Genomic DNA, 12,714 nt, shown 5'->3' with positions numbered 1-12,714 from the left:
AAAGCGGGTTAGGTACCCCCCAACTCGCCTTCTATTTTTATTCTCAAAAATTAGTTGTAGATTTTGAATGCGTCATCGTCGTTTTGACCAACGAATGGCATTGCTTTACGTAATTCTGCACCAATTTTTTCAATTTCAAGTTCTTCTGCTTCTTTACGATAAGCTTTCAAACGTGGGAAGCCAGCATCGTGGTCTTCAACGAATTCACGAGCAAATTTACCTGATTGGATATCAGCAAGTGCAGCTTTCATGTTTTCTTTAACTTCTGGACCGATGACACGTGGACCTGTTACAAAGTCACCAAATTCTGCAGTATTTGAACATGATTGACGCATTTTCTTGAATCCACCTTCATAGATAAGGTCAACGATCAATTTCATTTCATGAAGCACTTCAAAGTAAGCCAACTGTGGTGCATAACCAGCTTCAGTCAAGACTTCAAAACCTGCTTCAATGAGGTGTGTCAAACCACCCATAAGCACAGCTTGTTCACCAAATAAATCTTCTTCAGTTTCTTCTTTAAAGGTAGTTACAAGCAAGCCGACACGTGCAGCACCAATACCTTTAGCCCAATCCATTGCGATGTCTTTCGCATGACCAGTAGCATCTTGGTAGACAGCGTAAAGTGCTGGAACACCAAAACCTTCAGCATACGTACGACGTACAAGGTGTCCTGGTCCTTTAGGAGCAACCATGAAAACATCGACATCTTCTGGAACTTTAATATATCCAAAATGAATATTAAATCCGTGAGCAAAACCAAGAGCTTTTCCTGCACTCAAGTTTGGCGCAATTTCATCTTTATAGATATCTTTTTGAATTTCATCAGGTGCCAAGACCATGATAATGTCTGCCAATTTAGTTGCTTCTGCAACTGTATAAGTATCAAAACCATCTTCTTTTGCTTTGTCAAAAGATTTTCCTGGGCGAACACCGATAATCACATCATGACCTGAATCGCGCAAGTTTTGAGCATGCGCATGGCCTTGTGAACCATAACCAATAACGGCGATTTTCTTACCGTCAAGTGCTGCTACTTTTACATCTTTTTCGTATTCCATTTGAACTGCCATAGTTTTTCTCTCTTTTCTATATTTATTGCCTTAAAAGCTAATTTAACAAATTTAGGTTGGATTTTTAATCGCGGGTAAATCCAGTTGCACCCGTACGAGCGATATTCTTGATACCATATGGTCGAATGACTCGAATCAAGGCTTCACTCTTTTCAGCATTTCCTGTCATCTGAACAGTAATGGAGCTTGGAGCTACGTCAACTACTGTCGCACGGAAAGGTTGAATGATAGCCAATATTTCTGCTCGCTTCTCAGCTGGCGCTGCAATTTTCACCAAGATAACTTCCCGTTCTATGTGCGGTTTGTCTGTAATATCGCGAACACGAATGACATCGACCTGACGGTTGAGCTGTTTGATAATTTGCTCCACTTCATCATTCGATGCAACATCAATGATAATCGTAATTCGTGAAACATTTGAATCTTCTGTAGCACCAACAGAAATGCTTTCGATATTGACTTGACGTCTCGATAAGACTCCTGTAAAACGGTTGAGTACCCCAGATCGGTTTTGAAGCTTGGCTGTTAACATTCTACGCATTAAACTTCACCCCCAACATCTCATGGTTACTCTTACCAGCTGGAACCATCGGTAAAACGTGCTCTTTACGAGAAATATCGACTTCGATGAACATAGGTACATCCTCTGTGATGACTTCCAAATCCTTCTCTAAGGTTTCAGGATTATCAAATTTATAATTCTTAATCCCATATGCTTGAGCCATTAATTGGAAATCAGGAAGGCTATCAAAGACTGACTCTGATGTTCGACCATCGTAGAAGGCTTCTTGCCATTGACGAACCATCCCAAGTGAATGGTTATTAAGCATGATGACTTTAATTGGAATCTTGTAGATATTTAAGATTGCCAATTCTTGATTGGTCATCTGGAAACCGCCATCACCAACAAAGAGAACAACCTCTTTATCAGGATTAGCAATTTTTGCTCCAATAGCTGCAGGAACTCCGAATCCCATCGTTCCTAGACCCCCGGAAGTCACTAACTGACGCTCGTTTTGGTAAGGATAGTATTGAGCTGTCCACATTTGGTGTTGTCCTACGTCTGTGACAACAATAGCATCTCCTTTGGTCAACTCACCAATACGTTCAATAACTGCTTGGGGTTGGACAACGCGCTCTTTCTTATCATAGGATCGAACACGATTCTTATCTTTTGTGACTTTTTCAATCCATTTTTCAGTATTGTTACGAACACCTGGTTCTGCAAGCAATTGTTGCAAGGCATTTTTTGCATCACCAACAACTGGAATATCGACTGCAATGATTTTACCGATCTCTGCTGGATCGATATCAATATGCGCTACTTTAGCATTCTTCGCAAATGTCTTAGGATTACCAGTCAAACGGTCATCAAAACGGCAGCCAATAGAAATCATGAAATCTGCCTCAGTCATTGCAATATTGGCTGCAAAGGAACCATGCATCCCGCCCATTCCCAAAAAAAGTGGATGGCTAGTGGCGATTGTACCTTGTCCCAAAAGACTGGTCACAACCGGAATTTGATACCGTTCTGCAAATTCAATTAACTCAGATGCGGCCTCAGCGTAACTAATACCACCACCAGCAAGTAATACTGGTTTTTTAGCTTTGGACAACTGCTTCAAGATTTTCTTGATTTGCATATCATTTGGTTCAAGAGTTGGTTGATAACTTGGTAAAACTACTTCTGGTGAATAGATAAAATCTGTCTCGAGTGCAGAAACATCTTTTGGTAAATCAATAACAACTGGCCCCGGACGACCTGTAGTCGCAATATGTACAGCCTCTGTAATAATACGTGGAATATCCGCTGTCTCTCTAACCTGATAGTTGTACTTGGTAATTGGCATGGTAATACCGACAATGTCTGCTTCCTGGAAAGCATCCTTACCAATACCCGCTCTTGCCACTTGACCTGTAAAAACCAAAAGAGGAACGCTGTCGCTCATAGCATCTGCAATACCCGTAATGGCATTTGTAGCTCCTGGTCCACTTGTGACGACTGCCACACCAAGTTTCCCTGTCGACTTGGCATAACCTTCAGCTTCATGAAGACATCCTTGTTCATGGCGACCTAAAATGTGGCGAATACCTTTAAAACTATAAATAGCATCATACAAAGGCAAGACGGCCCCGCCTGGATAACCAAAAATCGTATCAATTCCTAAATCACGGAGTGTTTCCAAAACAAGTTCTGATCCTGACTTTGGTGAATCTAAAATGATTTTCTCCATCGTTCCCCTTTCTGTTCTCTTAAAATGACTTGTTTCTATCATACCATTTTTTCAAAATTTTTCAAGACAAAAGAAACAATTTTCTGAATTTTCTATCTAGATGTTTTACAATATCAAATTGATTTGAAAACTTATTCGTATTTCAACCTTTTTTATACAAAAAAGGTTGAAGACATTTTCGTCATCAACCTTTTTATTTAATAATTACAGATTAAAGTGAGTTAACATCAACCTTGATACCAACACCTTGAGTAGTTGTGATAGTCAAGTTTGTTACGTAAGTACCTTTAGCTGTAGCTGGTTTTGCTTTTTGGATAACTTCGTTGAAAGCTTTGAAGTTTTCAACCAATTTTTCAGCTTCAAATGATACTTTACCGATGATGGCTTGAACGTTACCTGCACGGTCAGCACGGTAAGTAATCTTTCCACCTTTAGACTCTTCAACTGCTTTAGCAACATCCATTGTTACAGTACCAGTTTTAGGGTTTGGCATCAAGTTACGTGGCCCAAGGACACGTCCAAGACGACCAACAAGAGCCATCATATCAGGTGTAGCGATAACTACGTCGAAATCCAACCAACCGTCGTTGATTTTAGCAACAAGGTCATCTTCACCTACGAAGTCTGCACCAGCAGCTTTTGCTTCTTCAGCTTTAGCACCACGTGCAAAAACAAGAACGCGTGAAGTTTTACCAGTACCGTTTGGCAATACCATTGCCCCACGGATTTGTTGATCAGCTTTTTTAACGTCGATGTTCAAGTTGTATGCAACTTCTACAGTTGCGTCAAATTTTGCAAAGTTAGTTTCTTTTGCAAGTGCTACAGCTTCTTCTACGCTGTATGCTTTTGTGCTGTCGATTTTCTCAAGTGCAGCACGAAGTTGTTTGCTTTTTTTAGCCATTTTCTATTCTCCTTGTAAGTGGTTCAATCGATTTTCATCTCCCACGTCACTTCTCGAAATGATGAAGTCTTGCGGGTTATATTGGGGATGTTATTGATTAGTCAACAACAGTGAATCCCATAGAACGAGCAGTACCTTCGATCATACGCATCGCAGACTCAACGTTTGCTGCGTTCAAATCTGGCATCTTAGTTTCTGCAATTTCTTGTACTTGTGCACGAGTAACTGTAGCAACTTTAGTTTTGTTAGGTGTACCTGATCCTTTTTCAACACCTGCAGCTTTTTTCAAAAGAACAGCAGCTGGTGGTGTTTTTGTAACGAAATCAAATGATTTATCTTCATAAACAGTGATAACAACTGGAATAATCATACCAGCTTGGTCAGCTGTACGAGCGTTGAACTCTTTTGTGAATCCCATGATATTGATACCAGCTTGACCAAGAGCAGGTCCAACTGGTGGAGCTGGTGTAGCTTTACCAGCAGGGATTTGCAATTTTACAAGTTTTTCGACTTTTTTAGCCATTTTTAAATCCTCCTTTGTGGTTTTGGCGGTAATGTAAGATTTTTACCTCCCACAAGTATGCTTTGTGCATACCTTTCTATTATACACGATTTCTTACAAAAAGCAAGAGAAATTTTAATTTTTTAATGTTTCTTTGTATTACATTTTTATGGCGAATTCATTCAATCAAAGTCAGTACAAGACTCACTCCATTTTCAGTAGTGCCACTTTCCACAAATCCAAGAGATTCAAAACATCTTCTAGAAATTCGATTAAAAGTGTAGATCTCTTGAACTTTCAACTGTTTCCACCCCTTTTGCCGAGCTAAATCAATCAAAGTCCTTAAAACCTTGCGTCCAAGGCCTTGATGCTGATAAGCTAGATTGCCAATCACAATAGGAAGATTCTCCTGAGATAAGGCTACATCCCCAATTGGAAACCACTCTCCCTTTTCTAGAAACTCAATCCAGAACAAATCCCCGTGTTCCTCTAAATAGGAATACATAGCATTTAATTTTTCCAAACTATAGGGTATTCTAATGCCGTCTACAAGCTCTACTAAATCCACATCTTGATACCAGACCAAAGCTGCATCATGATGATCTGCTAAAAAATAGGGAACTAGACGTAGGGAATCATCTATCTGAATGATCTTTGATGTCATTTTTTACTCCTAATACTAGCTTCGCTGCCTGATTAAAACCATCACACCAGTTATACCACTTTGGCTCATACTCATCTTGAGATAAGATATGATGTTTCAAATCCAGAACAGAGGTTATCTTTCTTTCCTCACAAGCTTGCGCATAGAGATGATATAGTTCATCACCACCATCTTTATCCCACTCAGCAGAAATCGTATCCCTACCTTCCAATAAAGCCTGGTAAGCCCTGTGATGCCCGTCTGTAATCAGCAAGCGATTTTTAAAAGAAAGAACACTGATTGGATCGATATTGGGCTTTTCTACCGACTGATAAAGCATCTGAATAGCTTGCAACTTCTTTTCTGATAAGTATAGTTGAGTCGGATGAAGATCTGTAATATTGACTCTCATTGCTTTCTCCTCAAGGGAATTTGATACTCATTTCTGTTTTCCTGTAAACCGCCATTGAAAACGGAGTTTGTCATAGTATGGAAACTCCATAAACAAAACTCCTAAGCCCATACAAAGGCTGGCAATCACATCTGATGGGTAGTGAACTCCCAGATAAATTCTTGATACCAGTACACTGACTAAAAATATACCAAGTCCTATTTGCACGACTTTTCTCCAGACATGATTTTTAATCCTTTGACTAAAAATCACAGTCAAAGTTCCTACCATAATCGTCACAGCCAGGGAATGTCCGCTAGGAAAGGAAAAACCTTTTTCCTCTACTAGGTGTAAAATTTCTGGCCGTGGTCTTTGATAGATATTCTTAAAAGTTACGATTAAAATTCCAGCAAAAGTTAGATTTCCTAGCATGAAAAAACTTTCTATCTTCCATTGCTTACAATAGAAAATAAAAGCAACTATTAAAACCCAGGTGATAATAACTGGAATATCAATCAAATGCGTGATTGCTTTAAAAAATATGGTCAAATAGTCAGGCAAGTTTCCTCGAATCACTGTCTGAATCGGTTGATCAAAGTTGATCAACATTTCAGGATAGAATTTAACCACATAACCAATAATCACAAAAAGTAAAAGGGCAAAACTGCCCTTCATTAAAAATGTTTGTTTATTTTTCATATTTTTTCAAAACAGGTTGTAAAAGTACATAGATTAACCAAAACACAATTGCCCAAATAACACCTTCAATTAGATTGAAAGGTGCAACCATAGCTGCTAAGTAATGAACGAGACCAAATGTTTGTGAAATATCATAATTCATAAATTTGGCATATAAGGGAATTGCGTAGAAGTAATTTACCAATACCATAGAAACACTCAAACCGACAGTTCCAATAATCGTTGCCAATACAAATCTGCTATGTGTCCGTTCCTTGTTCCAAATCAAAGCAAAAGCAAGAACAAAAACGAGAACAGCAATAATATTGATAGGAAGGCCAACTATGGTTTCAAGTCCCTTATTATTGAGGGCTAATTTGAGAACTGATCGAACTAAGGTCACAAAAATAGCACTTTTAAAATCTAAAACGACCAAGGCCAACAAGATGGCGACAATGCTCAAATCTATTTTGAAGAAATCTATCAAAAAAGAAAATTGATAAAACATCAAAATAAATGATAAAGCGGACAAAACTGCCACAATGGTCAGTTTACGTGTATTTGTCATAACAGGTTCCTCCAATTTTCTATAAAATCAGAAGAAGTTGGAAAGTTTCTCTCTATCTACTCTCTTAACTATCTCAAAAAGAAACCAAAGTTTACAAAGAAACTAGTTTTATTTCTATTATAATGAAGCAGAATAGACAAAGCTATCCTTTCGTCTTCTCCCATCCAGACTATACTGTCGGTTGTGGAATCTCACCACATCAGCTTGCGCTCGCGGACTTCTTTTAGACTATGGAAATGGAGATTTTTCTTTTAGACGAGGCGACAAGCTGTAGGCATAACTTTTGGTTAGGCAAAGCTTGCAACAAAGTATAAAAGGAAAAAAACATTTCCGAGTAAAAGTCACCGCCGGTCGGGAATTACACCCAGCCCTGAAGACCCCTTTATGATAACAAAAAAAGCTTGCAAGCGCAAGCATTTTATCTCTTATCAGTGTTTATTTCAACTTATCCGTTTCGTAAGTATGAACCAGTTCGAGACCCGCAAAATTTTGTTGACGGAGAGCCTCATACACAATCATGCATACTGTATTCGATACATTGAGACTACGAACATGTTCATCATTCATAGGAATTCTGAGGGCTTTGTCAGGATGCTCACGCATAAATTTCTCAGGTAAGCCCTTATCTTCACGGCCAAAGAGAAAATAATGATTTCCTTCTGTCGTGAAATCTGCATCTGAATAAACTTTTTCAGCAAACTTGGAAATTAAGTAGAGTTGTCCATTCATTTTTCCCATAAATTCATCTAAACTGTCATAGAAATAAATGTCAAGCTTGTCCCAATAGTCTAGCCCAGCTCGCTTCATTTTACGATCATCGATAGGGAAACCCATAGGTTTGATAATATGAAGGGGTGCATTTGTTGCTGCACAAGTTCGTGCAATATTTCCCGTATTTTGTGGAATTTGTGGTTCAAACAACACAATATGATTTGTCATGCCTTACTTCCTCTCACTAGTGCAAAAAAATAGCCACACTGCCCGGAGTCAAGCTCAGCAAACAGCGTGGTTAAAGCATCGTTAACTTACCTCACAACAGGTTTGAAGTAAATCAGCGAAACTACCTTTTAAGTATATCACTTTCAGATTGATTGTCAATAGAAATGGATTGATTTTTTCATTTTTTCCAGGATATTTACAAAATTCAAGCATATCCCGCCAATCTACTCAGTTTTTATAGTCGTCATAACATAGAGAACTTTGGGATAGATTCTCTTTCTTAAAAAAGTTTAATTTCTGAGCAAAAATACTTTTGGAGCCAATCATATGCTTCTAAACAGTAAACAATCGGTTGTTAAATGCATTTTAAACTAAAAAAAGGTATGATAGAAACAGATTAAAAAAGTAGGATATATAACTATGAAAATTATTCTTGTTGGAGGGGGGAAAGTAGGTTCTGCCCTTTGTCGTTCCCTTGTCGCTGACAATCACGATGTTGTCTTAATTGAACAGAACGAAACCGTTTTGAATTACATGACAAGTCGCTTTGATATTATGGGTATTGCAGGAAATGGGGCTGACTTTACAATGCTAGAAGCAGCCAATGTCCAAGACTGTGATATTTTCATCGCCATGACGCAGTATGATGAGGTCAATATGGTTTCGGCAGTCCTTGCTAAAAAAATGGGTGCCAAGGAGACCATCGTTCGTGTCCGTAATCCTGAATATTCCAATCCTTACTTTAAAGAAAAAAATATTCTCGGATTTTCACTAATTGTCAATCCAGAGCTCTTGGCTGCTCGTGCCATTGCTAACATCATCGACTTCCCAAACGCTCTCTCAGTTGAGCGATTTGTGGGAGGTTTGGTAAGTCTAATGGAATTTGTCGTTCGAAAAGATAGCACTATTTGTCAGATGTCCATTGCTGATTTTCGTAAAAAGTTCGGCAATGTTATCGTCTGTGCTATTGAGCGCGATCATAAACTGATGATTCCTGGTGGCGACCTTATTTTAGAAGATAAAGACCGTATCTTTGTAACAGGACATCGTGTCGATATGATGCTTTTCCATAACTACATCAAGTCCAGAGTTGTTAAGAGCTTACTCATTATTGGAGCTGGTAAAATTGCTTACTACCTACTGGGTATTTTAAAAGACAGCCGAATCGATACGAAAGTTATCGAGGTCAACCAAGAACGAGCCGCCTTCTTCAGTGAAAAATTCCCTAAACTTTATATTGTTCAAGGAGATGGAACAACCAAAGACACGCTCTTAGAAGAAAGCGCTCAACACTACGATGCTGTTGCCACCCTGACTGGAGTTGATGAAGAAAATATCATCACATCTATGTTTTTAGATAGTATTGGTGTTCAAAAAAATATTACCAAAGTCAACCGTACTAGCCTATTGGAAATTATCCATGCGACAGATTTCTCAAGTATTATCACACCTAAGACAATCGCTGTTGATACCATCATGCACTTTATCCATGGTCGTGTAAATGCGCAATATTCTGACCTTCAAGCCATGCACCACCTTGCAAACGGCCAGGTAGAAACTCTTCAGTTCTTAATCAAGGAAGCAAATAAGATGACTGGCAAACCTTTGTCTCAATTAAAACTCAAAAAAGATGTCTTGATTGCTGCCATTATCCGTAATGGAAAAACAATTTTCCCAACCGGAGAAGAAACACTCCAAGTAGGTGACAAGCTAGTGGTTATCACTTTGTTATCTAACATCACCAAGATTTATGATTTGTTAGAGAGGTAAGCTATGAATAGAAGTATGGTACGCTTTCTTCTTGCAAAGCTACTTTTGATCGAAGCTGGACTACTCTTGGTACCCGTTTGTATTGCTCTTTACTATCAAGAATCTGATCAAGTGTTTTCAGCTCTTTTCTCTACTATCGGAATTCTCGTCGTCCTGGGTCTTCTGGGCATCATTAAAAAGCCAAAAAAACAACGAATCTATGCAAAAGAAGGGGTCTTAATTGTAGCTCTCTGTTGGATTCTCTGGTCCTTCTTTGGTGCCCTTCCCTTTGTCTTTTCAGGACAAATTCCCAATATGATAGATGCTTTCTTCGAAGTTAGTTCTGGTTTCACTACAACAGGAGCAACCATCCTAAATGACGTATCTGTCTTAAGCAGATCTCTTTTGTTTTGGCGGAGTTTTACCCACCTCATTGGAGGGATGGGGGTGCTGGTTTTTGCCCTAGCTATTATGGACAATGCCAAAAACAGCCACTTAGAGGTTATGAAGGCAGAGGTTCCTGGACCAGTATTTGGTAAAGTTGTGTCTAAACTAAAAAATACAGCTCAAATCCTTTATATTCTCTATCTAGCAATGTTCGCTCTCTTTGTAGTTATTTATTACATTGCAGGGATGCCACTCTACGATAGTTTTGTTATCGCGATGGGAACTGCTGGTACTGGTGGATTCACTGTTTATAACGATGGTATTGCCCACTATCATAGTTCTCTCATCACTTATTTGACAAGCATCGGGGTTTTGATGTTCGGTGTCAATTTCAACCTCTACTACTATCTCATGCTTCGTCGAGTTAAGGAATTCTTTTTCGATGAGGAACTTCGAGCTTATCTCTTAATTGTAGCCATATCCACAGGCTTAATCACACTCAACACACTTCACCTCTATAGTGGAGTTTCACAAAGTTTTGAAATGGCCTTCTTCCAAGTTTCTAACATCATTACCACTACTGGTTTTGGTTATGGAGATATCACAAACTGGCCTTTGTTTTCTCAATACATCTTACTAATGCTAATGGCAATCGGTGGTTCTGCTGGTTCTACTGCCGGTGGTCTCAAGGTCATCCGTGGAGTTATCCTCGCTAAAATTGCAAAAAATCAATTTTTGTCTACCATCTCCCCTCACCGTGTCTTAACTCTCCATGTTAATAAAACGGTCATCGACAAGGATACCCAACATAAGATTTTGAAATATTTTGTAGTTTACATTATGATTCTACTTAGTTTAATCTTCATCGTCAGTTTAGATACCAACAATTTAATGGTTGTTACGAGTGCTGTTTTCAGTTGCTTTAACAATATAGGACCAATTCTAGGAACGACTTCTAGTTTCTCAATTTTTAGTCCATTCTCAAAACTCCTCCTATCCTTTGCAATGATTGCAGGACGTCTTGAAATTTATCCAATCATATTACTCTTTATGAAGCGAACCTGGTCTAAACGTTAGAAATTCATTATCAAAAAGCACAACTTCCAAGAAATAACTGGTGGTTGTGCTTTTTTCTGAAAAAAGACAGTTGAGAGGTAAAAAATGACACTTGAGAAAAACTTAGGTTTTTGTGAATCCTTTTGGTTATAATCTTTAAAAAACGTAGGGGTTATTTTATGAACAAAATTAGAAAATCAATCCAATTTCTCTTGTTAGGGACCATGGCATATCTAGGATTCTGTAGTTGCTTATTTTGGCCTGGAATTTCTCTAACTCTTAAACAAACACATTTTTACATTTTGCTGTTCTTATTAACATTAGCTGGCATGTGTACATTCATCCACTATCTTTCCGGTCATGAACCTGTGAGTAGTCAGCTAGGCAAACGTAGTCGCGCTTTCTTTTTATTGTATAGCGCTATGGTTATTATTAACTTGACTGGAGTCAGCCTTATTTTATTTGAGAATATCAGCACTAACAATTTACTTCAAAAAGAGGTGATAGAATTGTTGTTAATTTCTTTCTTTTTCCTATTTGGACTTGATATTGCAACTTTTTTACCACTAAAGAAATGGAAGAAATTACAAACCCATAATAAAGCAAGAAAACTAACTTTCCTAATTATCTTTAGTTTATTTTTCTACATAATCCTATAACTATCCTCTCTGTTGGTTTTTATATCCTATTAGGAATCAGCTTCCTTAGTTTTTTATTTCCAAAAAAGTTAAGACACGATTTATCTTTCTACAGCCACTTAATACGAGATATCTTACTGATTATCTCTACACTCATGTTTTGGTAGTTTCTAGAATTCCTATCCAAAGTATGCTATAATGAAATAAATTTTTTAGGAGATATTTGGATGAATTTTTTTAAAGATTATCGCAAGCGACTGATTTGGTTAGGAATCTTTTTTGTAGCAATATTCTTATCACAAGTCCCTATGTTAACTTTAGTGTTGCTTCAAAAAACTCAACTGGAATCTATTTGGTCCACTGTAATAGTTGGGATTACTTCTACCGCTGTCGTTACACTCTTTTTATATGGCGCTCACAAAAGCAAGCTCCTAAATTTAAAATCAAAACTCTTTACCATTAATGATGCCCCTCGAATCGCTCTTAGTTATGTAGCCATTATTGTTGGAAATATGATTGGTGCGATTTGGTTGCACCTTCTGAAGCAAACAACTACTTCAAATCAAGAAACTATTAATAGCCTCATCTCTGAAACTTCTCTAATTTCCAGCTTTTTCGTGATTGTTATAGTAGCACCTCTTTGTGAGGAAATTATCTGCCGCGGTATCATACCTACAAAACTATTTGAAGGATATGAAAAAATTGGTTACATTTTTGGTTGGCTTCTCTTCACTATAGCCCATATGCCAAATAATCTTCCTTCTTTCTTGATCTATGGCTGGATGTCTGCTGTCCTAACTTGGACTGCTTATCGCACCAAACGACTAGAGATGTCTATCTTACTGCACCTAGTGAATAATGGAGTCAGCATTCTATTGCTTATCCTCCTTACATTCCTTATCAAGGTTGTTGGTATAGATGCTTTTCAATAAATAGAAGTTCCACTACTAATAAA

General features: G+C 38.1%; 14 protein-coding genes and 1 riboswitch. Of the genes, 4 read left to right on the top strand and 10 right to left on the bottom strand.

The features are described 5' to 3' along the window. Positions 1–50: 50 nt before the first annotated feature. The 10 genes from ilvC to HMPREF9180_RS03485 all read right to left on the bottom strand — a co-directional run bounded on the left by ilvC (position 51) and on the right by HMPREF9180_RS03485 (position 7,929). The gene (gene ilvC / locus HMPREF9180_RS03530) at positions 51–1,073 is read right to left on the bottom strand and encodes a ketol-acid reductoisomerase (RefSeq protein ID WP_006145054.1); all 1,023 of its coding nucleotides are present in this window, start codon (positions 1,071–1,073) and stop codon (positions 51–53) included. Between the two features lie 64 nt (positions 1,074–1,137). Then, entirely contained in the window at positions 1,138–1,614 is a 477-nt protein-coding gene (gene ilvN / locus HMPREF9180_RS03525) for an acetolactate synthase small subunit (RefSeq protein WP_006145052.1), read from the bottom strand. Beyond that, positions 1,607–3,307, bottom strand: a complete 1,701-nt coding sequence (locus HMPREF9180_RS03520; protein WP_025168606.1) for an acetolactate synthase large subunit — start codon at positions 3,305–3,307, stop codon at positions 1,607–1,609. The genes ilvN and HMPREF9180_RS03520 overlap by 8 nt, the downstream gene beginning before the upstream one ends. A 211-nt stretch (positions 3,308–3,518) precedes the next feature. Then, positions 3,519–4,208: a 50S ribosomal protein L1 gene (rplA, locus tag HMPREF9180_RS03515; protein ID WP_006145049.1), complete on the bottom strand. Its 690-nt coding sequence runs from the start codon at positions 4,206–4,208 to the stop codon at positions 3,519–3,521. Positions 4,209–4,305: 97 nt separating this feature from the next. Then, entirely contained in the window at positions 4,306–4,731 is a 426-nt protein-coding gene (rplK, locus tag HMPREF9180_RS03510) for a 50S ribosomal protein L11 (RefSeq protein ID WP_006145048.1), read from the bottom strand. A gap of 157 nt (positions 4,732–4,888) precedes the next feature. Then, entirely contained in the window at positions 4,889–5,374 is a 486-nt protein-coding gene (locus tag HMPREF9180_RS03505) for a GNAT family N-acetyltransferase (protein ID WP_006145046.1), read from the bottom strand. Further along, on the bottom strand, positions 5,346–5,765 hold the full coding sequence (locus HMPREF9180_RS03500) for a ParB N-terminal domain-containing protein (RefSeq protein WP_006145045.1): 420 nt from the start codon (positions 5,763–5,765) through the stop codon (positions 5,346–5,348). The genes HMPREF9180_RS03505 and HMPREF9180_RS03500 overlap by 29 nt, the downstream gene beginning before the upstream one ends. Positions 5,766–5,792: 27 nt before the next feature. Then, complete coding sequence (locus HMPREF9180_RS03495; RefSeq protein ID WP_006145043.1) at positions 5,793–6,443, bottom strand: phosphatase PAP2 family protein; 651 nt, start codon at positions 6,441–6,443, stop codon at positions 5,793–5,795. Then, positions 6,433–6,990, bottom strand: a complete 558-nt coding sequence (locus HMPREF9180_RS03490; protein WP_006145041.1) for an ECF transporter S component — start codon at positions 6,988–6,990, stop codon at positions 6,433–6,435. The genes HMPREF9180_RS03495 and HMPREF9180_RS03490 overlap by 11 nt, the downstream gene beginning before the upstream one ends. A gap of 148 nt (positions 6,991–7,138) precedes the next feature. Continuing rightward, a riboswitch (FMN riboswitch) is annotated at positions 7,139–7,372 on the bottom strand. 53 nt (positions 7,373–7,425) lie between these two features. Beyond that, positions 7,426–7,929 (bottom strand): tRNA (cytidine(34)-2'-O)-methyltransferase, encoded by a 504-nt coding sequence (locus HMPREF9180_RS03485; RefSeq protein ID WP_006145040.1) that lies wholly within the window; start codon positions 7,927–7,929, stop codon positions 7,426–7,428. Positions 7,930–8,349: 420 nt separating this feature from the next. On the opposite strand from HMPREF9180_RS03485, the gene trkA reads away from it, so the two are divergent. The 4 genes from trkA (at position 8,350) to HMPREF9180_RS03465 (ending at position 12,691) form a co-directional block, all read left to right on the top strand. Continuing rightward, complete coding sequence (gene trkA, locus HMPREF9180_RS03480) at positions 8,350–9,699, top strand: Trk system potassium transporter TrkA (RefSeq protein WP_006145039.1); 1,350 nt, start codon at positions 8,350–8,352, stop codon at positions 9,697–9,699. Positions 9,700–9,702: 3 nt separating this feature from the next. Beyond that, the gene (locus HMPREF9180_RS03475) at positions 9,703–11,142 is read left to right on the top strand and encodes a TrkH family potassium uptake protein (protein ID WP_006145038.1); all 1,440 of its coding nucleotides are present in this window, start codon (positions 9,703–9,705) and stop codon (positions 11,140–11,142) included. Between the two features lie 158 nt (positions 11,143–11,300). Next, the gene (locus HMPREF9180_RS09975; protein WP_006145037.1) at positions 11,301–11,780 is read left to right on the top strand and encodes a hypothetical protein; all 480 of its coding nucleotides are present in this window, start codon (positions 11,301–11,303) and stop codon (positions 11,778–11,780) included. Positions 11,781–11,986: 206 nt separating this feature from the next. Next, positions 11,987–12,691 carry a CPBP family intramembrane glutamic endopeptidase gene (locus tag HMPREF9180_RS03465; protein WP_006145036.1) on the top strand — a complete coding sequence of 235 codons (705 nt, stop codon included), beginning with the start codon at positions 11,987–11,989 and terminating at the stop codon, positions 12,689–12,691. Positions 12,692–12,714 lie beyond the last annotated feature (23 nt).

The sequence above is a fragment of the Streptococcus peroris ATCC 700780 genome (assembly GCF_000187585.1).
Taxonomy (GTDB): domain Bacteria; phylum Bacillota; class Bacilli; order Lactobacillales; family Streptococcaceae; genus Streptococcus; species Streptococcus peroris.
This window is presented reverse-complemented; position numbering and strand designations above follow the sequence as displayed.